General features: G+C 36.7%; 17 protein-coding genes. 11 read left to right on the top strand and 6 right to left on the bottom strand.

Annotated features, from left to right (window positions below):
* Positions 1–29: 29 nt before the first annotated feature.
* From PXC01_RS11180 to PXC01_RS11170, 3 genes are all read left to right on the top strand, one after another.
* Complete coding sequence (locus PXC01_RS11180; protein ID WP_276472383.1) at positions 30–2,201, top strand: endonuclease MutS2; 2,172 nt, start codon at positions 30–32, stop codon at positions 2,199–2,201.
* Between the two features lie 159 nt (positions 2,202–2,360).
* Positions 2,361–2,765: a thiol-disulfide oxidoreductase DCC family protein gene (locus PXC01_RS11175; protein ID WP_276472382.1), complete on the top strand. Its 405-nt coding sequence runs from the start codon at positions 2,361–2,363 to the stop codon at positions 2,763–2,765.
* A gap of 132 nt (positions 2,766–2,897) precedes the next feature.
* Positions 2,898–3,992, top strand: a complete 1,095-nt coding sequence (locus PXC01_RS11170) for a DUF748 domain-containing protein (RefSeq protein ID WP_276472381.1) — start codon at positions 2,898–2,900, stop codon at positions 3,990–3,992.
* 11 nt (positions 3,993–4,003) lie between these two features.
* Here PXC01_RS11170 and PXC01_RS11165 read toward each other — a convergent pair whose 3' ends face one another.
* Positions 4,004–5,305 carry a dicarboxylate/amino acid:cation symporter gene (locus PXC01_RS11165; protein WP_276472380.1) on the bottom strand — a complete coding sequence of 434 codons (1,302 nt, stop codon included), beginning with the start codon at positions 5,303–5,305 and terminating at the stop codon, positions 4,004–4,006.
* A gap of 60 nt (positions 5,306–5,365) precedes the next feature.
* Positions 5,366–6,430 (bottom strand): chorismate synthase, encoded by a 1,065-nt coding sequence (aroC, locus tag PXC01_RS11160; RefSeq protein WP_276472379.1) that lies wholly within the window; start codon positions 6,428–6,430, stop codon positions 5,366–5,368.
* 229 nt (positions 6,431–6,659) lie between these two features.
* On the opposite strand from aroC, the gene PXC01_RS11155 reads away from it, so the two are divergent.
* Positions 6,660–7,532 carry a UDP-2,3-diacylglucosamine diphosphatase gene (locus PXC01_RS11155; RefSeq protein WP_276472378.1) on the top strand — a complete coding sequence of 291 codons (873 nt, stop codon included), beginning with the start codon at positions 6,660–6,662 and terminating at the stop codon, positions 7,530–7,532.
* On the opposite strand, the gene PXC01_RS11150 is transcribed toward PXC01_RS11155, so the two are convergent.
* The gene (locus PXC01_RS11150; protein ID WP_276472377.1) at positions 7,533–10,448 is read right to left on the bottom strand and encodes an FAD-binding and (Fe-S)-binding domain-containing protein; all 2,916 of its coding nucleotides are present in this window, start codon (positions 10,446–10,448) and stop codon (positions 7,533–7,535) included.
* Positions 10,449–10,538: 90 nt separating this feature from the next.
* Between PXC01_RS11150 and PXC01_RS11145 the strand changes: the two genes are divergently transcribed.
* Both PXC01_RS11145 and PXC01_RS11140 read left to right on the top strand, forming a co-directional pair.
* Positions 10,539–11,018 (top strand): hypothetical protein, encoded by a 480-nt coding sequence (locus PXC01_RS11145; protein WP_276472376.1) that lies wholly within the window; start codon positions 10,539–10,541, stop codon positions 11,016–11,018.
* Between the two features lie 103 nt (positions 11,019–11,121).
* Positions 11,122–12,240, top strand: a complete 1,119-nt coding sequence (locus tag PXC01_RS11140) for a TlpA disulfide reductase family protein (RefSeq protein ID WP_276472375.1) — start codon at positions 11,122–11,124, stop codon at positions 12,238–12,240.
* Between the two features lie 76 nt (positions 12,241–12,316).
* On the opposite strand, the gene PXC01_RS11135 is transcribed toward PXC01_RS11140, so the two are convergent.
* A complete protein-coding gene (locus PXC01_RS11135; RefSeq protein ID WP_276472374.1) occupies positions 12,317–13,981 on the bottom strand; it encodes an LVIVD repeat-containing protein in 1,665 nt (554 codons plus the stop codon).
* 127 nt (positions 13,982–14,108) lie between these two features.
* A complete protein-coding gene (locus PXC01_RS11130) occupies positions 14,109–14,759 on the bottom strand; it encodes a rhomboid family intramembrane serine protease (RefSeq protein ID WP_276472373.1) in 651 nt (216 codons plus the stop codon).
* A gap of 57 nt (positions 14,760–14,816) precedes the next feature.
* Here PXC01_RS11130 and PXC01_RS11125 point away from each other — a divergent pair, with 57 nt between their 5' ends.
* Positions 14,817–15,713 carry a lysophospholipid acyltransferase family protein gene (locus PXC01_RS11125; RefSeq protein WP_276472372.1) on the top strand — a complete coding sequence of 299 codons (897 nt, stop codon included), beginning with the start codon at positions 14,817–14,819 and terminating at the stop codon, positions 15,711–15,713.
* Positions 15,714–15,784: 71 nt separating this feature from the next.
* Here the strand turns inward: PXC01_RS11125 and glmM are convergent, their stop codons facing one another.
* A complete protein-coding gene (gene glmM, locus PXC01_RS11120; protein WP_276472371.1) occupies positions 15,785–17,173 on the bottom strand; it encodes a phosphoglucosamine mutase in 1,389 nt (462 codons plus the stop codon).
* Between the two features lie 95 nt (positions 17,174–17,268).
* Between glmM and PXC01_RS11115 the strand changes: the two genes are divergently transcribed.
* From PXC01_RS11115 to PXC01_RS11100, 4 genes are all read left to right on the top strand, one after another.
* Complete coding sequence (locus tag PXC01_RS11115) at positions 17,269–17,865, top strand: acyl carrier protein phosphodiesterase (protein WP_276472370.1); 597 nt, start codon at positions 17,269–17,271, stop codon at positions 17,863–17,865.
* Positions 17,866–17,927: 62 nt separating this feature from the next.
* Entirely contained in the window at positions 17,928–19,619 is a 1,692-nt protein-coding gene (gene ggt / locus PXC01_RS11110; protein WP_276472369.1) for a gamma-glutamyltransferase, read from the top strand.
* A gap of 61 nt (positions 19,620–19,680) precedes the next feature.
* Complete coding sequence (locus tag PXC01_RS11105; protein ID WP_276472368.1) at positions 19,681–20,379, top strand: hypothetical protein; 699 nt, start codon at positions 19,681–19,683, stop codon at positions 20,377–20,379.
* Positions 20,380–20,895: 516 nt separating this feature from the next.
* Positions 20,896–21,321 (top strand): GNAT family N-acetyltransferase, encoded by a 426-nt coding sequence (locus PXC01_RS11100; protein ID WP_276472367.1) that lies wholly within the window; start codon positions 20,896–20,898, stop codon positions 21,319–21,321.
* Positions 21,322–21,324: the final 3 nt, after the last annotated feature.

The raw sequence follows: 21,324 nt of genomic DNA, 5'->3' as shown, positions 1-21,324 counted from the left end.
GCGTACCTTTGCAACTCATTAAAAAGAACGTGGCAAACATACATTCCAAAACATTACAAGACTTAGAATTCCCTTCTGTACTGCAACAAGTTTCTACTCGTTGCCATACAGAGCTGGGCAAACAAGCAGCATTGAACATAACACCTTTTATAACGGAAGAGGTCATAAAATTAGAACTGGGCAAAACTGCAGAATACCTGTCTTCGTTTATAAGCGAAAATCGAATCCCCAATCATGGATTCGACTCCATAAATGCGGACCTGAAACTCTTAAAGATAGAAAATACAACACTAGAACTACAGGGATTTAAAAGAATTGCAAGCATTTGTTCCACAGTAGTTGAACACCAAAGATTTTTTAAAAAATTCAAGGATTATTATCCCCTATTGCATGATTTTGCTTTGAGATTAGAGCAAAATACTGAAATCCCAGTACTGATCAATAACGTAATAGACCGGTTTGGAGAGGTCAAGGACAATGCCTCCAATGAATTATTGGTCATTAGAAGACAGATCAATGTAGTTCGTGGAAAAATCAGCCAAAGCTTTGGTTCTGCACTAAACAGCTATCAATCATCTGATTATTTAGACGAAATTAGAGAGTCCGTTGTTGAGAACAGAAGAGTGCTGGCGGTGAAGGCAATGTACCGTAAAAAAGTAAAAGGTGCGGTTATGGGTACTTCTAAAACAGGCAGTATTATTTATATAGAGCCTGAGGCGGCCTTAAAATATAGCAGAGAGCTCAACAATTTGGAATTCGAAGAAAAAGAAGAAGTTCAACGCATTCTTAAGGAGCTAACAAATCAAATAAGACCATTTAGAGCACTTTTAAGCGATTATCAAGACTTTCTAAGTCAAGTAGATGTTATTGCGGCAAAAGCTAAGTACGCGCAAGATATCAACGCTTTATTGCCCAATATCAATTCAAACAATAGATTATTTCTACGTGATGCCTATCACCCGCTGTTATTCTTGAACAATAAGCGCAAGAATGAAAAAACCTATCCACAAACCATTGAGCTTCATCAAGAAAATAGAATCATAGTCATTTCCGGTCCTAATGCCGGTGGTAAAAGTATTACCTTAAAAACCATTGGGTTACTTCAAGTAATGCTTCAAAGCGGAATGCTCATTCCTGTTCATGAAAGAAGCGAAGTTTGTTTCTTCAAAAAGATTTTAACCGATATTGGAGATAACCAAAGTATTGAAAACCACCTAAGTACATACAGTTATCGCCTTAAGAACATGAACCAATTTTTAAAACGGTGCGATGATAACACCTTATTTCTAATTGATGAATTCGGTACCGGTAGTGATCCTGAACTAGGCGGTGCGCTTGCAGAAGCCTTTTTAGAAGTTTTTTATGAAAGAGGTTCATACGGTGTAATTACCACCCACTACGCCAACTTGAAGGCACTTGCCAATGAACTGCCGCATGTGACCAATGCCAATATGCTTTTTGACGGTAAAACACTTGAACCTACTTTTCAGCTGATCTTAGGACAAGCAGGAAGCTCATTTACATTTGAGGTCGCCCAGAAAAATGGTATTCCATATTCGCTTATCAACAAGGCGAAAAAGAAGATTGAACGCGGCAAGGTCCGATTTGATGCTACCATTGCCAAACTACAAAAAGAACGTAGTAAAATGGCGCAGACCGGCTCTAGGTTAAAAGAGGAAGAAGACAGGGCCAGGGAAGAAAATGAAAGGTTAGAAAAATTGAACGCCAAAATAAAGTCAAAACTAGAGAACTACCAAGAACTCTACGATCATGATCAGCGTATGATACAATTGGGCAATAAAGTTAACGTTGCCGCTGATAAATATTTTCAAGACAATAAGAAAAGACCTTTAGTTTCTGAACTATTAAGAATAGTTGAAACCGAGAACAGCAAGCGTAAGAAGAAGACCGCAAACCAGGCAAAGGCAGAACGTGCTAAAAAAGCAAAAGTGGCCCAGGAAGTTCAAAAAGAGGTAAAGGTAATTCGAGAAAAAAAGAAGGTTGAAAAGAAAAAAGCCCTTTTCAAAGAAAAAAACAAGCCAAGACCAGTATTTAAAATTGGTGATCGTGTTCGCATGCTAGATGGTAAAGCTGTTGGCAGCATTGACTCCCTGGAAAAAGGCAAGGCAATTGTTAACTATGGCATTTTTACCACTAATGTTAGCGTTGATCAATTAGAAATGGTAGAAAAAAAGAAATAGTAACTCAATTTCAACTAGTTACATTAAATCGTATACGATTAAAAAACAGATGTAATACGCATATCTAGAGCTACCGACTATTATTCAAAAGCAGTTTTAAATTAAGAAATTATAAATATGTTGTGAATAGTTGTTTGTCTTTTGTCTTAATTTTACAAAGTGGAATCAAATAAAAAAATTATTCTTTTTGATGGCATTTGCAATCTTTGCAATAGCAGTGTTCAGTTTGCCATTAAAAGAGATGAAAATGACATTTTTAGATATGCTGCCCTACAGAGCGAAACCGGTAGAAGGTTATTGGAAGAACGAAGTATTGACACTAAGAAAGTGGACTCTATAATTCTTATTGAACCTAACATTGCTTACTACACTAAATCTACCGCAGCACTGGAAATTGGAAAAAATTTAAGAGGCTTGCGTACTATTTCCTCCATTTTACTGTGGCTTCCCGAGTCTTTTCGCAATATCGTATACGATTTTATAGCCGCAAACAGATATAAATGGTACGGTAAAAAAGAAGCTTGCATGATTCCTACTGAGGATTTAAAACGTAAATTTATCTAAATACCGCCTTTAGACAATTAGAAAGCTATTTTTAATTCTAACCTTAAAATTTTTACTTCTATCGCCTTGTATATCAATAGTTTTAATTTAAAACGTTTATATTATAAATGTTTTAAATAAATTTTGAATTAGATGAACGAGGTACATAAATCACGCTACAAGAAGAAGAGATACATAATCCCCATCCTATTGGTAGTATTTCTGCTTATACTTCGTTTATCTCTGCCCTCTTTAGCAAAAAATTACGTTAACAAAGTACTTGCAGATATACCTGGTTATTACGGTCATGTTGAAGATATAGACATATCGCTGATCCGCGGAGCATATACCATTCATGGAATGTACTTAAACACGGTCAATGGCAATAACGAGTTGCCTTTTTTGGATTTTAAAGAGACCGATATTTCAGTAGAATGGAATGCTCTTTTTCATGGAAAAATAGTAAGCGAAATTGAGATGACCGAACCTACTATATTATATGTATTTGAAGACCAACAAGATACTACTGGTGTTGCAGATACCGATGACTGGTCAAAAGCACTTACAGATTTAGTACCAATTGATATAAATCAATTTACCGTTAAAAATGGCAAATTTGCTTTTCTACAATTACAGGCAGACCCTAACATTGATCTACATTTGACCAACGTACAATTATCTGCATCAAACCTTAGAAATGTGGTAGAAAAGACAAGGACTTTACCTTCTAATATTCACGCCACAGCAACTTCAATAGGAAATGGAAACGTTGTTCTAGATGGCAAGATGAACCTGGTAAAGGAAATACCTGATATGGACATTTCTTTTAGCTTGGAAAGTGCCAACGCTAAAGCTCTTAATGATTTTACAAATTATTATGCTGGTATTGATTTTGACGAGGGCTCTTTTGATCTCTTCGGCGAACTTGCCATTGCCGATGGTTATATGAAGGGATCGTTTAAACCAATTTTAAAAAATGCAAAACTTATTGGTAAAGATGACGGATTTTTAAAAACCCTTTGGGAGGGATTTGTCGGCTTTTTTAAGTTCATTTTAAAAAATCATAAACAAGATACCCTTGCGACCAAAATACCCGTTGAAGGCGATTTAAACAATGTGAAAACAAAGGTTTTACCTACCGTTACAAGAATATTTAGAAATGCATGGATCCAGGCCTATAAAGATGTTGTTGACAATGACCTTAGTTTTAAGGATGCCACTGACGGCGCAGATAAACTTAAAGATTAAAATAGATGTATTTACTTTTTGTAGTTATCATCCCAATTCTTAATTTTTGGTTCATGTAATTTCCCTACAGATTTAGCCACCATCATAGAAACAGATGCATCACCGGATACATTTATGACCGTTCTACACATATCCAAAGGTCTATCTACGGCAAATATTAAAGCTAAGCCCGCTTCCGGTATACCTGCTTGGGCAAGAACTATGACCAACATGACCATACCTGCCCCAGGTACTGCCGCACTACCTATAGAGGCCAAAGTTGCGGTAACTATGATCCCTAGTTGGGCGGACAAGCTCAACTCCATTCCAAATGCCTGTGCTATGAAGACAGCTGCTATAGCTTGATAAAGACTAGTACCATCCATGTTTATTGTTGCTCCAATTGGCAATACAAAACTTGTTACCTCCTCATCTACACCCAAATGCTCCTCAACCCTTTCCATGGTTACCGGTAAGGTAGCAGCACTTGAACTTGTGGAAAAAGCAAGCAGTTGAGCGGGTGACATACCTTTCATAAACGTATTTGGCGATGTTTTGGTAAATACCCAGACCATTATTAAATAGACCCCTAACATTAGCGAAAGTCCTAAAACCACGCAAAAGGCATACCACGCCAAAGCTTTGAATAAATCTAAACTTGGCGATTCTACTATTAAAGCGGCCAGTAACGCAAATACACCGAACGGTGCGGCCAGCATAATCAAATCGATCAGTTTTAGAATAACTTCGTTAAATCCGTCAAAGAATTTTTTTACCGGTGTAGCCTGTTCTTCAGGTATTAGAATAAGTCCTATACCAAAAAATATTGCAAAGAAAATTACCTGTAACATATTACCGTTATCTGAAGCAGCCTTAAAAATATTACTAGGAACCAAATCTTCTAAAGCCTGTAACGGTCCTGCTTCTTTTTGCTTATCGGCTTTGCTTTTAATTGCATCCGCATCACCTTTGTAATTCTCAACAAGTTCTACCCTGGTTTCTTCCGTAATGGAAGCACCAGGTTTTACAATATTTACCACTCCTAATCCTATAGTAACAGCAATTACGGTTGTAGCAATATAAATACCGATCGTACGACCGCCCATTTGGGAAAGCTTGGAGATATCCTTTAAATCGGATACACCTTTGATCAATGAGCCTAAAATAAGAGGAACCGCTATAAGTTTTAATGAATTGATAAAAATGTTACCAAAAGGTTTGATCCAATCCGAAATGAATTTTGGTCCCCATTCCAATTGAACCATTGCCAAAGCAAATAAAACACCTGCCATCATTCCTATCAGTATTTGCCAATGCAACTCAAGCTTCCTCATATATAAATTAGTTTAGGGAAGTAAGATAGTATTTTGCTAGGAAAAGTGCTAAAAAGGAACCTATAATTTAATGGTCCTGTTCATTAGAGTATAGTCCGCCAAGACCAAAGCAGTCATCGCCTCAACAATAGGTACGGCCCTTGGCACAACACAGGGATCATGTCTTCCCTTACCTTGAGTCTTAACCATATTCCCCTCTTTATCAATAGTTTCGTAACCCTGGATCACTGTAGCAACGGGTTTAAAGGCTACATTAAAATATATATCCATTCCGTTGCTTATACCGCCTTGTATACCCCCACTGTAATTTGTTTTTGTAGAGCCATCATTATTAAATTGATCATTATGCTCGCTGCCCGTCATCTTTACACCGTCAAAGCCGCTACCATATTCAAAACCTTTGACCGCATTTATGGATAACATTGCCTTACCCAATTCTGCATGCAACTTGTCGAATACAGGCTCACCTAAACCAATCGGTACATTTTTAGCTACACAGGTAATAATTCCACCAATAGTATCTCCGTCCTTTTTAATAGACTTAATATAATCCTCCATTTTTACCGCCATTTCCGGGTCGGGACACCTAACTGCGTTAGATTCTGTCAACGATAGATCCAAATCTGTATAATGTTTGCCCAAACTCATATCTCCTACTTGAGAAACGAACGCCTGTATTTCTATTCCTTTCAAAAATTGTTTTGCAATAGCGCCCGCCACTACCCTACTGGCAGTTTCCCTAGCAGAACTTCTACCTCCGCCACGGTAATCCCTAAATCCATATTTCTGATCATAAACGTAATCTGCATGAGATGGTCTGTAAGAATCTTTAATATGTCCGTAGTCTTTAGATTTTTGATTAGTATTATGAATTGCAAATCCTATAGGTGTACCTGTTGTCTTTCCTTCAAATATTCCTGAATAAAACTCTACTTCATCCGGCTCCTTTCTTTGGGTAACAATGGCGGACTGCCCAGGTTTACGACGATCAAGATCTTTTTGAATTGCAGCGAAGTCCAAAGATATTTCTGAAGGACAGCCGTCTATAACTCCCCCAATTGCTTTTCCATGAGATTCTCCAAAAGTGCTGACCCTAAAAAGGTTTCCAAAAGTATTTCCGGCCATAATACGTACGTTCTATATGATATTTTACTTATTGTAAAAAACTACAATTTAATTGACATCAAAGGTAAATGTTAAAAGCATGAAAGAAAAATTTAAAAAGCGCTTAATATTAGCTTAACCTTACTCTTTTGTGATAATGATTATTTAACCTAAAGATTAATAATTGTTGACCAACTAAACTACTGTCAACTATAGCGTTAGCATTAATTTTGACCTAAAATTTATCCCCTTGAAAAAACGACGTCTTGAAATAGCTGTTTTATCGGATGTTCATTTGGGTTCCTACGCTTGTCATGCAGAGGAACTATTGACCTATCTATCTAGCATAGACCCGAAAATCTTAATTCTAAACGGTGATATACTTGATGCAAAGAAAATGCGTAATAACTACTTTCCCCCTTCGCACTTAAAAGTAGTAAAGAAGATTTTCTCTTTAGCGGCAAAAGGTACCGTCGTACACTATATTACCGGTAACCGAGATGAACCTTTTCGTAAAATAGATGACATTTATATGGGCGCCATACAAGTTTCCAATAGGCTAACACTTAAACTTAATGGCAAAAACACGTTATTCTTTCATGGTGATATTTTTGACTTTTCATTTCGTCACTCACAGTGGCTATTAAATTTTGGAGAATTTGGTTTCGATGCACTATTAAAATTGGCAAAACTAAAGACAAAGGGGTTAGAACTTTTTGGAAAGAAAAACAAACCTTTTACAAATCCAGATTTAGAACAGGGCGATCGTGACCCGGAGCAAATTGTCTTATTCGAAAAAAACGTAGCTAAAATGGCAATAAAGCAACACTATGACAATGTTGTTTGTGGTCATAGCCACGCACCTAACAAAAAACTTTTTGAAACTAAAAAAGGAGAATGCCTATATCTAAACTCTGGCGATTGGGTAAAACATATGACCGCCCTAGAATATTCTTTTAAACGTTGGAAATTGTACCGCTATGAAAATGACAAGCTAGCTTCATTTTACATGGACGAGGAACTTAAATCTATGGATATGAACGAATTAATTGCGACCATAACCGAACGTAAGGCCAGAAAACTAAAAAATCAGAAAGAAAAAGACGGTCTTAACGATTTATAATTACAATAAAGCCTCTTTTAAAATACTTACCGGATGTTTTGCTATTCTCTTAGTACCATCAAATATTTGATGCCTGCAACTAGTGCCATTTGCCGCAATAATTGTTTCAGGAGTTGATTTATTTACTGCCGGAAATAATTTTAACGACCCAATTTTCATACTGGTCTCATAATGCTCTTCTTCATACCCAAAAGAACCCGCCATACCACAGCAGCCAGAAGCTATAATGGTTACCTTATAATTTACGGGAAGATTTAAAACATCAAAAGTTACTTTTTGATTACTCAATGCCTTTTGATGACAGTGATTATGAATTTTAATATCCCTAGCTTCATCGGTAAAATTAGATGAACTTAAATTACCTTCCGCTATTTCATTTGCCAAAAACTCCTCTATTAAAAACGAATTGTCAGCTATTGCCTGTGCTGTTTTCTTATCTGAGGTTAAACGTTTGTATTCATCCCTAAACGATAATATTGCAGAAGGCTCCAAACCTAAAACCGGTAAATTTGCCTCTGCGAACTTCTTTAACTCCAGAACATTTTTAACTGCCAATTCTTGAGCTTGCCTTAAAAAGCCTTTTGACAAAAATGTTCTACCGCTTTCTGCATAGTACAACTCTACTTTGTACCCTAAAGCCGTTAAAAGTTCAATGGCATCTTTACCTACTTCAATATCTAAGTATTTCGTAAATTCATCAATAAATAAAATTACCTTTTTATTTTTTTTAGTATTTTGATTATTAGATTTTTGAAGATGCTTATCAAAATTAAAGCTATAAACTTTTGGAAGACTCCTTTCTTTGGCAACTCCGCTAGTTTTTTTCAATAAACCGCCAATCAATTTAGAATCGTACATGGCATTTGTAAGCGCGGAAACCTTACTTCCCAATCCGTTCAACTTTGTATTATAGGCAAATAATTTTCCTCTTAAGGAATAACCATTAGCCTCTTGATACTGATATAAAAACTCTGCCTTTAGGGTAGATACATCTACGTTACTTGGACATTCGCTAGCACATGCCTTACAACTTAAACAAAGATCAAAAGCTTCCTTGATCTCAGGACTATCAAAACTATTTTTTGCCGTACTATTAGGGTTTGTCAGAAACTCCCTTAACGTATTGGCCCTTCCTCTGGTAGTATCCTTTTCATTCTTGGTCGCATGATAGCTTGGACACATGCCACCCTTCATATGATGGGTTTTCCTGCAATCACCACTGCCATTACATTTTTCGGCAGCTTTGAGAATACCTTCACTGTCCGAAAAATCCATTAATGTATTGATATCCGGCTCTTTACGATCCACCTCATAACGAAAAGATTGATCCATTGGATAAGCATCTACAATCTTACCCGGATTAAATATACCCTTTGGATCAAAGTAAGATTTAATTCTTCTTAGCAATTGATAATTCTTCTCACCTATCATTACAGGTATAAATTCCGCACGAACAATCCCGTCGCCATGTTCACCACTAAAAGAACCTCTAAATTTTTTGGTCAGTTTAGCCACATCTGTAGTTATGGCACGGAAAAGACTTACATCGCTTGATTTCTTTAAATTCAGAATAGGGCGCAAATGCAATTCGCCAGCACCTGCATGTGCATAATACACCGCACTTTGCCCATAACCTTTCATAATCACGGAAAACTCTGTAATAAAATCCTTTAAATCCGGCAAAGCCACTGCAGTATCCTCTATACAGGCTACGGCCTTCATATCACCTACAATATTTCCCAATAGACCTAAACCTGCTTTACGCAACTCAATGGCTTTGGGAATCTGATTGCCATATAGGACAGGGTTGGCGTAACTAAGACCTGATTCCGCTATAGTTTTCTGCAAAGAAGCCACAGATGCATTCAATTCCTGTTCGGTATGTGCCGATACCTGTAACATTAACAGCGCTGCCGGATCGCCTTCAACAAAAAACCGATTGGCCAACTGCGCACGGTTATTTTTGGTACAATCTAAAATGACCTTATCCATCATTTCACACAATTGCAAGGGGTGTTCCATTACCGGAACTACATCCATTAAACAATCTTCCAAAGAGGTATAATGCGTAACTACCATTGCCGACAATGCTGGCGGAAGGTCATCTAATTGAACCGTAATTTCGGTGGTAAAAGCCAATGTACCCTCACTGCCACATAATAATTCCGCCATATTAAAATACGGCAATTCACCTCCCAGCACTTCTGATTTTAATAATTCGTCCACGGCATAACCGGTACTCCTTCTATGAATTTCAGGTTTTGGAAAATGTTCTTTTATTTCAGAAGCTACTTCTTTATCAACTAGTTCATTAAATATGTTATTATAAAGAGATGCTTCAAGTGAATTACCTTGTTGTTTTTGTTTGAATTCAGCTGCTGAAATTCTTCCAAATTGAGCTTCACTACCATCTGACAATATGGTTTTCACAGAAACAACCTTATCTCTAGTAACCCCATATTGTATGGATGTGGTGCCCGATGAATTATTACCTACCATACCGCCGATCATACATCTATTAGAAGTAGATGTGTTAGGACCAAAAAACAGACCGTAGGGTTTCAAGAACTGGTTCAGCTCATCTCTAATAACACCTGGCTGAACGGTTACCTGTTTCTTTTCTTCATCTACCCTAATAATCTCTGCAAAATACTTTGAGACATCCACTACCAGACCATCACCCACGCATTGTCCGGCCAAAGAGGTACCAGCAGTTCTAGGAATAAGTCCTATTTCTTCCTTAGTTGCAAATTGTATTATTTTTTTGATATCATCAACACTCTTTGGAAAAGCGGCCCCTAAAGGTATTTTTCTATATACGGACGCATCTGTAGCGTAAATGGTCTTGGTAAGATTATCAAATCGTACATCTCCCTCTATATCTTGTTGTAACTTTAACAGCGAATTATTATCCAACGTAACACAATTTTGATTGCTAAATTAAGTTTTATTGTGTGAGCTACATTACAAATTAGCTCATTTTTCATCACAAAAAAATACAACTATATGAAGATTTTAAAGGGTATTACCGTATTGGTTTTTATGGCAACCTGCTCGCTTTCCGCTCAAGAAATAGCTAATCACGCCTTAGGATTACGATTAGGGGATAGTGACGGATTTGGAGCAGAAGTCAGTTATCAAAAGTCATTAACTAGGGACACCAGGCTGGAGTTTGACCTAGGTTGGAGGGATAGTAGAAATTTTAATGCCTTTAAAATTGCAGGACTTTACCAATGGGTAAGACCCATTGAAGGTGACTTTCAATGGTACTACGGTGTTGGTGGCGGATTGGGCAATGTTGATTTTCCCGGAGACGATGGAGGGCTATTTGTTTTTGCCGCAGGCGATGTTGGTATTGAATATAATTTTAACATACCACTGATCCTATCTTTAGATTTTAGACCAGAACTAGGTGTTGTAGGCTATGACGGATTCTCTGATAATTTTGATTTTGATATTGGATTAGGTATTCGCTATCAATTTTAATACTAAATAAAACAATATTAAAAAGACCTTTGGCCATTGGACCAAGGGTCTTTTTTTATATCCTATATATAAGTACATTTGCAACTTAACCTAAGTGAAATTTATGAAAAATAGTATTTTAATACTGCTTGCAGGCGTCTTATTGTTCAGCTGTAATTCAAAACCGGAAGGCTTTACCCTTAATGGTAAATTAAGAGGTGAAATGACCGATGGAACTCGTGTTTTTTTGAAGAAAATAGGAGAAAACAACCAACCTATGGAAGTAGACACGGCTACTACCACCAATGGTGAGTTTACCTTTACAGGTACTGCTGATATTCCTGAGCTTCACTACATCTTCGTTGAACAGTTGCCGGGCTATACCGCAGTTATTTTAGAAAATGGGGAAATACAATTTAGCGCTCAAAGAGATAGTATGGGTTTTGCAGATATAGGCGGAACTTTTCAGAACGACACTTTTGCTGATTACATGGAACAGTCCAGGGAAATATCGTTACAAGCACAATCTATACAGCAAGATATGAAATCTGCATCTGGCGAAGCGGCATTGGCACTACAGGACGAGATGAAAGAGTTGCAAGAGGAATATAAAACTTTTGAGCTTGACTATGTAAAGAAGCATCCTAGGGCACTAATCTCTGCTTTGGTGCTGGACAGAGCAGTTGCTACCAAAGCAATTGAACTACAAGAAGCCGAGGAAATTTACAAGACATTATCCGATGAAATAAAAAACTCCAAGCCCGGAAAACAGATTTTAGAAGGTATTGAAAAGTTAAAGGCTTCTGAAGCTGCCGGTAAAAACTCAAGTATTGGCGCAAAGGCTCCAGAATTTTCAGGTCCAAGTCTTGATGGAACAGAAATTGCACTAAAGGATGTTATGGGTAAAGTAACCCTAATAGATTTTTGGGCCGGTTGGTGTAGGCCTTGTAGAGCAGAAAACCCTAATATTGTTGCAGTTTACAATAAATATCATGACAAAGGATTAAATATACTTGGAGTTTCTTTAGATAGAACGGAAGAAGCTTGGAAGAAAGCAATTGCGGAAGATGGATTGGAGTGGAACCATATTTCCAATATTTCTTATTTTGATGATAAAATTGCGAAGCTATATAATGTTGACGCTATACCTGCGGCTTTTTTACTAGATGAAAACGGGATTATTGTTGCCAAAAACTTAAGAGGACCCGCCTTAGAAGCTAAAGTGGCAGAATTACTCAACTAGATTTTAAAGTAATAAATAAAAAAAAGCCCAAACATTTCATGTTCGGGCTTTTTTTTATGTCCTCATATCAAAATGATCAAAACACATCTCTTACATCTCTAAAGGTACCTTCTATCGTAGTATTAGCTGCTCTAGTAACTCTACCAAAGATATTTACTACAGAGTCATCTCCTATAAATTCAATGGAAGCACCATCATTAAGAATTAAATCGCCATAAATGGTCAAATTACCTTCTACCCTTAATGTTGCACCAGAATTAATGGTTACATTTCTTTGTCTATTATTTCTACCAACAACCAATGTACCGTTCATTTCAAACAATCCATCTGCGTTTACATTAACACCATCCCTTACGGTCCATGATCCACAAAGCAATAAATTTCCTCCAACATTTATATTGTTAAATCTTTTAGAACCTCTATAAGCAAGGGTATCATCGTTATTAACGTTTAAATAGGAACTACCTGAGTATGCATTCAAATCCTCACATCGTGTAACCAAACTATCATCTGGCCTATTTAGTTTTATAATCTGAAAACCTTGTTTTCCTGAAGCTGCAAAAATATAATCGCCTTTTGTAGCTACATAGTTAATAGAACCTGTAAGCTCAATTACACCTACACCAACCGTATTATCATCATTGGTTTCAGAAAGACTTAATCCTCCTGCACCGTTTGCCATTAATAACACATTTTCATTGACGGCTACACCATTGGTCACTATTTCTCCCGGCTCGGCATTTTCGGGACTCGTCAATATTGGCAAATACTCTACAAAGCTACCTGAAGTTGCATTATATACACCTGCTCCTCTGGTTCCTTCCGAAACAACAATATTGTCATTTAAAAAATCCAATGTACGTTTGGCATCTATTCCAAAATCGGAATCTATAGCAATACTACGCGTGGTATTCAAATTCTGATCTAAAAAGTTCACTCCTTGCGCAGCGTCCAAAACAGCCATTTCATTACCATTATAAGCAACGGAACGTAAATCTGAAAATGCTGCCTCGTTCAACACACTTAAATCATTTTTATCATAAACGACCACAAAGCCATCTTGACCACTTGTAACCACTACATTATTATTGATTATACGTACATCTGTTGCATTAAAGCCCTCTTGAAAACCATAAGTAATGTTAGATATATTCATTCTACCACCACTAACAGCTATTTTGGCCACAAGTGAATTTGCCGTTGCGGTAACGGACTGTTCCGCATCTACGCCACCTGCAACATATATATACCCATTATCATACGCAATGGAATTTAAATCGGCATTCGTATAATATACTCTTGACGTAACTCTAGGACTCGTTGGATCACTAATATTTATAACATCAATGGCACCAACATAGTCTAGACCAACCGTATTATAAGATACATAACCATAATCACCATCTAAGGCAACATGTGTAGCCGCTAAATTTTGTCCGTTAGTAAATGTAGGAGGCTCTATTTGAGCAACTAGAGAAAGTGGATAATCACCTGCTTGTTCCTCTTCATCTTTACCGGTAATACTTGATTTTTTTCCGCTGACCGACGGATCTTCAAAAATATCCAATACACCGGCACGCTCAAAACTAATACTGTTATCTAGTTTAGATTGATCTGTTTCACTTACTAAATTGTCTTCAGGGTTTTCAAAAATTGTGGTTTCATCACTACAACTTGCCGCAAAAAAAGATGCAGCAATTGATAAAAACCATACTTTTCTTACAGATAGGTTTGATTTCATTTAATTCGGGGTTTTGGCTTTAACGTACCGAATTGCCCTCTTGTTGTCTATACACAGAGAAATACGATGAAATGCATGTTTTTAAGGTAAAAAATACACTTCATCGATAAATACTACTGAAAGTGGTCTAAATCTTACCCATTTTTTCAAGTACTATCAATAAGATAATCGGTAAGGCAAGCAAGCCTACCATAAGTGTCTCGGTCTGTAAAAGACTTGGCATAAATAAAAGTGTAGTCAGATAACCCCCTATTGCACCACCAAAGTGTGCGGTATGCCCAATGTTGCCCAAACGTTTTTTCATACCATAAATTGAATATAATAAATAACCAATACCTACCACGTAGGCCGGTACGGGGATTGGAATAAACATAATACCTAAACGCATATTAGGCTGAAGAAGAATTGCTGAATACAAAATACCGGTTACGGCACCACTGGCACCTACTGCGGAATAGTACGGCTCATCCTTATGAAAACTTAGCGCTAATAAACTACCGCCTACAAGGCTTATTGCATAAATAATCAGAAATTTTGTTGTGTCGAACCAATTAATTACAACGCCTGCAAAGAAATAAAGTGTCAACATATTAAATAGCAAGTGAGAAACATCTACATGTAAAAAACCTGATGTGGCCATCCGGTCTTTTTGCCCCGCTTTAATTGCACCAATACTAAATTTATAACGTTCAAAAAAAGTAGTATCATTAAACCCTTTTATTGACACTAATACATTTGCCGCTATTATTGCTATGGTCGCTATATCAATGTTGTACATTTACTGCCCTTTATTTGGCGTCAAATATAACTATATTTGTCCATAATTTTTTTGAGAATGCAACTATTGGCCTTTGTTTTAATCTATCCTTTTTTATGGGTCGTTTCCATTTTGCCACATCACCTTTTTTATGGTTTATCCGATATTGCCTGTTTCTTTATCTATCGTGTTTTTGGTTATAGAAGAAAAGTAGTTCAAGAGAACTTAAATTTGGTCTTCCCCGAAAAGTCTCAACAGGAAATTGAGCGTATTGAGAAGAATTTTTACAAACACCTTTGTGATATGTTCCTGGAAATGGTCAAAACCATGAATTTGAGCAAAGAGGCCGTTGCAAAAAAATACCAGCTGGTCAATCCTGAAGTTTTGTTGGAAATAGAAAAAGAGCGTAGTATTATAATTTTATGCGCTCATTACGCCAATTGGGAATGGAACGTAAGTATCAACAATTACGTTAATTCTAAAGGCTATGCGGTCTATCAAAAAATAAACAATTCTTATTTTGACAAATTCATTAAAAAAGTTAGGGCACGCTGGAATACCGTATTGATTACACAGGCCCAAACAGCTAAAACGATTATTCAAAACTACCGAAACAATGTAAGGGCAACCTACGGCATGGTGAGCGACCAATCTCCGCAAGCACACAAAGCTCATTATTGGACAGATTTTATGGGAATTACGGTACCTATATTCAATGGCGGCGAAGCTTTGGCCCGTAAGACAGGGATTGCTACGGTATTTCTAAAAGTCAGTAAAGTAAAACGAGGTTTTTATAAGGCAGAATTTATTCCTATATCCATTAACAGCAAAGAAACCAAAGAGCACGAAATAACCGATAGGTTCCTTAGACTTACAGAAAAACAAATTAGAGAAAAACCGGAATATTATTTATGGACGCATAAACGCTGGAAACATAGGGGCAAAAAACCTGCGTCATTTGCAGATGTAAATTAAAATCATAAAAAAACCGGTTATAGCTGAACTATTTCCGGTTTCTTTTTTATCTCAAATTTTAGGAGTATGCCCTACAAACCTGCAATTGTTTTTATCTCACCAATAATTCTATCCGCTAGTGCATCAGCTTCAATTTGACTCTTGGCTTCTGTATAAATTCTTATTATAGGTTCTGTATTTGACTTTCTAAGATGAACCCAGTTTTCCTCAAAATCTACCTTTACACCATCAATGGTTGAAATTTCTTCGTTGACATACTTTTCTGCCATAGATTTTAAAATACCATCAACATCTAAACCAGGTGTCAATTGAATTTTCTTTTTACTCATAAAATAACTTGGGTAGCTGGCCCTAAGCTCCGCAACGGTACCGCCTTTTTCTGCCATTAGCATTAAAAACAATGCCGTACCCACCAAAGAATCACGACCATAGTGACTTTCTGGATAAATAATACCGCCATTACCTTCACCACCTATTACTGCATTGTTAGCCTTCATTATAGTAACAACGTTAACCTCACCTACAGCTGCAGCTTCATAAGTTCCGCCATGTTTTAGGGTAATATCCCGTAAGGCTCGCGAGGACGACAAATTGGAGACCGTATTGCCCTTTGTTTTACTTAAAACATAATCCGCACAGGCAACCAAGGTATATTCCTCCCCAAACATTTCACCATCGTTGCTAATGAACGCCAAACGGTCAACATCCGGATCTACAACAATACCAAAATCAGCTTTTTCTTTTACCACCAATTCGCAGATATCCTCTAGGTGTTCTTTTAAGGGCTCTGGATTATGAGGAAAATGACCAGTAGGATCGCAATACAGTTCTACCACTTCTACACCAAATTCCTTTAAAAGTTTTGGTATGGCAATTCCACCTGTAGAATTTACCCCATCCACAACAACCTTAAACTTAGCTTTCTTAATCACTTCGGCGTCTACCAAAGAAAGATTTAAAACTTCGTCTATATGTATATCTATATAACTGTCATTCTTGTTGATAATACCTAAATCATCAACCTCAGAGAAATCAAAATCTTCCTTCTCCGCTATTTCCAAAATCTTGGCACCTTGTGCAGCATCTAAAAATTCACCCTTTTCATTCAAAAGCTTAAGTGCATTCCATTGCTTTGGGTTATGACTGGCAGTTAAGATGATACCACCATCTGCATTTTCCATAGGCACCGCAATTTCAACGGTGGGCGTGGTAGATAAATTTAAATCTACAACATCAATACCTAAACCCACCAAAGTAGAAACTACAAGGTTTTGAATCATCTCGCCAGACAAACGTGCATCACGACCTATAACCACTTTTAACTTATCTTTTTTGGAATAGTCTTTTAGCCAAATGCCGTAAGAAGCAGCAAATTTTACCGCGTCTATAGGTGTAAGATTGTCTCCTGGCTTTCCCCCAATAGTGCCCCGTATTCCTGAAATAGATTTTATTAGTGTCATATAATCTTAATAAGTTTTTTGCAAATATAAACGGATCATACTTACCACTATTGCCCTTCTTTGTAAATTCGAACTACTAAGCTTAATTTAATCCAATGAATTTTTTAGCACATATTTATCTTTCTTTCAACGATAAAGAAATTACTATTGGCAACTTTATAGCCGATAGTATTCGTGCCAATAAGTTTGAACATTTACCCATTAAGGTACAAAAAGGCATAAAATTACATCGCCATATAGATACCTATACAGATAGTCATGTTATACCAAAGTTGAGCAGTAAGCGGCTTCATGCAAACTACAGCCATTACAGTAGAGTTATCGTCGATATTTACTATGACCATTTTTTGGCAAAGAATTGGTCTAAATATTCTGACGTTCCGTTAGATGTTTTTGTAGATAATTTTTATGACCTCTTAGAAGATAATTACGAGATTCTGCCTATAGGAGTCAAAAAGATGATGCCTTATATGATTGCCGATAATTGGATATATAACTATTCTAAGATGGACGGGATAGCTCGCGTGCTTAATGGTATGAACCGTAGAACCAACAATAAGTCCAAAATGAATTTTGCCATTCTAGACCTTGAAGAACATTATGATGCTTTTGAGGCCGAGTTTACAGCGTTTTTTGAAGAACTTATTACTTTTTCAAAACAAAAATACACATCATTATTAACAAAAAAATAAATATTATTTACTATTAACCAAATATTTAAACTCATTTATTTAAATAACCAATATAACCATCTATGAACCAATCAAAATTTATATTCTGGTTAGCTGCATTTGTAATATTAGGCAGTTGCAAAGAGAATCCTGCGGTACCAACAGGTACGGTAACGGATAAAGCAATGGTAGTTTCGGCACGTGAAGAAGCTTCAAAAATTGGTAGTAACATCATGCAAAAAGGCGGTAACGCTTTTGATGCTATGGTAGCTACAGAAATGGCTTTGGTAGTCGCCTACCCCTTTGCAGGTAATCTTGGCGGCGGCGGTTTCATGGTCTACAGACAAGCAAACGGTGAAGTCGGTGCTTTGGATTATCGTGAAAAAGCACCTTTATCCGCTCATAAAGACATGTATTTAGATTCATTGGGCAATGTAATTCCCGGCAAAAGCACATTAGGAGCTACTGCCGTTGGGGTACCGGGTACGGTTGCCGGTATTATTGAAGTACACAAAAAATTCGGCTCTCTCCCCTTAGAAGAAATTATGGCTCCCGTTATTGCTCTAGCGGAACGCGGTGTTGTCGTTACCGCTAATCAAGAAAAAAGACTATCCAGCCAAAGAGATAAATTTATTGAGGTAAATGGTGACAGCACCAAATTTGCAACTGTTTACAAAACAAACGACACCATTAAATACCCGGCATTGGCAAATACTTTTAGAAGTATTGCAGAGCATGGAAGAGACGGATTTTACAAAGGTGAGATTGCCAAGAAACTGGCAGCATTCATTCAAGAAAAAGGTGGTTACGTTACTGAAGAGGACTTAGAAAAATACCAGGCGGTATGGAGAGACCCAATTACTTTTGATTATAAAGATTTGCACATCATTTCCATGAGTCCGCCAAGCAGTGGCGGCGTAACCATCAATCAGATATTCAAAATGATGGAAAAATATGATGTAGCAAAACTAGGTCACAATACCCCTAAAATGGTACAATTATTTACCGAGGCATCTAGAAGAGCCTATGCCGATAGAAATTATTTTTTAGGTGACCCCGACTTTGTTAAAATTCCATATGACAAATTATTAAGTGAGGACTACCTAGCCGAAAGAATGGCCAATTTTACATTTGACAAGGCAACAAAATCTTCTGAGGTAGAGCATGGTAAAATTGATGTTGTTGAAAGTATGGAGACCACCCACTACTCTATAGTTGATCAAGATGGTAATGCTGTTTCCGTAACAACTACCTTAAACGGTGCGTATGGCTCTAAGTTATATTCAGATGAGCTTGGATTCTTTTTGAACAATGAAATGGATGATTTCAGTGCCAAAGCAGGTGTACCAAATATGTTTGGTCTAGTAGGTGCAGAAGCTAACAGTATTGCCGCCGAAAAAAGAATGCTTAGTAGCATGACCCCTACTATAGTTGAACGCAATGGAAAATTATATATGGTAGTAGGTACACCAGGCGGATCTACGATTATTACCGCCGTTGCACAAACTATTCTAAACGGATACGAATTTAAAATGAGCATGCAAGAAGCGGTTGACGCTCCACGTTTTCACCATCAGTGGTTACCTGATATGGTCATTTTTGAACCAGACGGATTCTCCGCCAGCTTAAAGGATGAACTTAAGGCCAAAGGCTATATTATTAATGAAGAAAGAACACCTATCATTGGCAAAGTAGATGCCATTCGTATATTGGATAATGGAAAGCTTGAGGGCGGTGCCGATAAACGTGGAGATGATGCAGCCGTAGGATTTTAAACTTATTAAACAAACTTTTATTATTTTATAAATTTTTACTATACAATAATTTATATACATTATGATTAAGAAATTATTTAAGCTAATCGGAATTCTATTTTTACTTGGATTAATAGGTTATGGAATTCTTTACTACCTCTATAATGAGCCATTACCTACAGGGGAATCTGGACCTGAAGCGGACGCTTTGGCCTATAGAATGTTAGATGCCCTTAATTTTAAAAATTATAATAACACTAAAATTTTAGAATGGTCTTTTCGTGACGACCACCATTACAAATGGAATAGAGAGAAAGAGATTGTTACAGTTTCATGGGACAATATAATTGTTCAATTAGACTTGATCACCCCTTCTTCTAGTACGGCAAGCATAAATAACGAATCTGTATCCTACGAAAAAACACAGGACCTTATTGAAAAAGCACAAAGTTATTTCAACAATGATTCTTTCTGGCTGGTAGCACCATTTAAAGCGTTTGACCAAGGCACAGAGCGCTATTTAATAGATATGGAAGATGGTTCAGAAGCACTATTGGTTACTTATACGAAAGGTGGAGATACCCCAGGTGATTCTTATATGTGGATTATTGAACCCAGTGGAAGACCTAAAAGTTTTAAATTATGGACAAAAATAATTCCTATAGGTGGAATTGAGGCTAGTTGGGAGGAGTGGGTTAAAACCGAAAGCGGAGTGTTTTTACCAACACAACACAAACTAGGACCGCTTTCAATTTCTATGGGCGATGTTATTGGTCGCTAACACATATTGCAAATCGTTATTAGAATTTTATAGCACTGATAATTTGTTCTAACAAGAGAAAAACTCTTTTGAAGATTTTTTCTATTTAGAACCTTGTTCAATGATAACTCTGCCGTAAAACCTGTACCATGATTTTTGACTTTTTGCGTTGCTAGTTTTTATTTTTCAAGTATTTAAAGGATTCATTCTAAATTTAGTTTGCTTGGATGTTTTATAAAATGAACAAACCGGAGTACTTGTAAGCGTGGAAAGTCCATAGCTTACCTAAGCTTTACCAGCTATATTGCAAAAGTTTAATGGAAACCAAAATGCTTTAAACTTTATTAACAAATGGTACAGATGGCTCTACTCATTCTTTGAAAACCATAAAATTTTGCCAAAGCGCATAACTTTAATTAAATATATTCTTAGCTTATAAATGGAATTTAAACTCAGCAAGCATAAATGGTATAAGAAGTAATACCAGATTATATTAGATAGAGTAAATGAAGCTACTTCAATTTTTGAAATATAAATATGGAAATTAAATTAATAACGCTTAACGAAGTCACCTCTGAGCTACAATCCCAATTGACCGAACTATACAAGCAACTTAATTCGGAATTAACACAATTGGACATTGCCACAGCATTGTCCGATTACAATACTACTGAAGCCGTAGTTTGTTTGGTAGATAAAAAACTAGTAGGTATTGCCATGATGGCAAAATACAAAGTAGTATCAGGACATAAAGGAATGATTGAGGATGTAATTGTATCATCAGATTATAGAGGTCAAGGTATTGGAAGAAAACTAATGGAAAAACTTTTAGAACGTGCTGAAGCATCAAAACTAGACGATGTATTACTATTTAGCGGTCACCATAGAACTGCTGCCATAGCGCTTTACAAAAGCTTAGGATTTACGTTAAAAGAAAGCGGAATATATATTAAAAAAAATTAAAGT

It is taken from the genome of Maribacter huludaoensis, from assembly GCF_029350945.1.
GTDB lineage: Bacteria > Bacteroidota > Bacteroidia > Flavobacteriales > Flavobacteriaceae > Maribacter > Maribacter huludaoensis.
This window is presented reverse-complemented; position numbering and strand designations above follow the sequence as displayed.

Excerpts from the sequence above, each read along its gene's own strand:
- glmM (WP_276472371.1), bottom strand. The coding sequence starts at position 17,173 with ATGACACTAATAAAATCTATTTCAGGAATACGGGGCACTATTGGGGGA.
- aroC (WP_276472379.1), bottom strand. The coding sequence starts at position 6,430 with ATGGCCGGAAATACTTTTGGAAACCTTTTTAGGGTCAGCACTTTTGGA.
- PXC01_RS11105 (WP_276472368.1), top strand. The coding sequence starts at position 19,681 with ATGATTAAGAAATTATTTAAGCTAATCGGAATTCTATTTTTACTTGGA.
- PXC01_RS11130 (WP_276472373.1), bottom strand. The coding sequence starts at position 14,759 with ATGTACAACATTGATATAGCGACCATAGCAATAATAGCGGCAAATGTA.
- PXC01_RS11170 (WP_276472381.1), top strand. The coding sequence starts at position 2,898 with ATGAACGAGGTACATAAATCACGCTACAAGAAGAAGAGATACATAATC.
- PXC01_RS11125 (WP_276472372.1), top strand. The coding sequence starts at position 14,817 with ATGCAACTATTGGCCTTTGTTTTAATCTATCCTTTTTTATGGGTCGTT.
- PXC01_RS11100 (WP_276472367.1), top strand. The coding sequence starts at position 20,896 with ATGGAAATTAAATTAATAACGCTTAACGAAGTCACCTCTGAGCTACAA.
- ggt (WP_276472369.1), top strand. The coding sequence starts at position 17,928 with ATGAACCAATCAAAATTTATATTCTGGTTAGCTGCATTTGTAATATTA.
- PXC01_RS11135 (WP_276472374.1), bottom strand. The coding sequence starts at position 13,981 with ATGAAATCAAACCTATCTGTAAGAAAAGTATGGTTTTTATCAATTGCT.
- PXC01_RS11145 (WP_276472376.1), top strand. The coding sequence starts at position 10,539 with ATGAAGATTTTAAAGGGTATTACCGTATTGGTTTTTATGGCAACCTGC.
- PXC01_RS11115 (WP_276472370.1), top strand. The coding sequence starts at position 17,269 with ATGAATTTTTTAGCACATATTTATCTTTCTTTCAACGATAAAGAAATT.
- PXC01_RS11140 (WP_276472375.1), top strand. The coding sequence starts at position 11,122 with ATGAAAAATAGTATTTTAATACTGCTTGCAGGCGTCTTATTGTTCAGC.
- PXC01_RS11165 (WP_276472380.1), bottom strand. The coding sequence starts at position 5,305 with ATGAGGAAGCTTGAGTTGCATTGGCAAATACTGATAGGAATGATGGCA.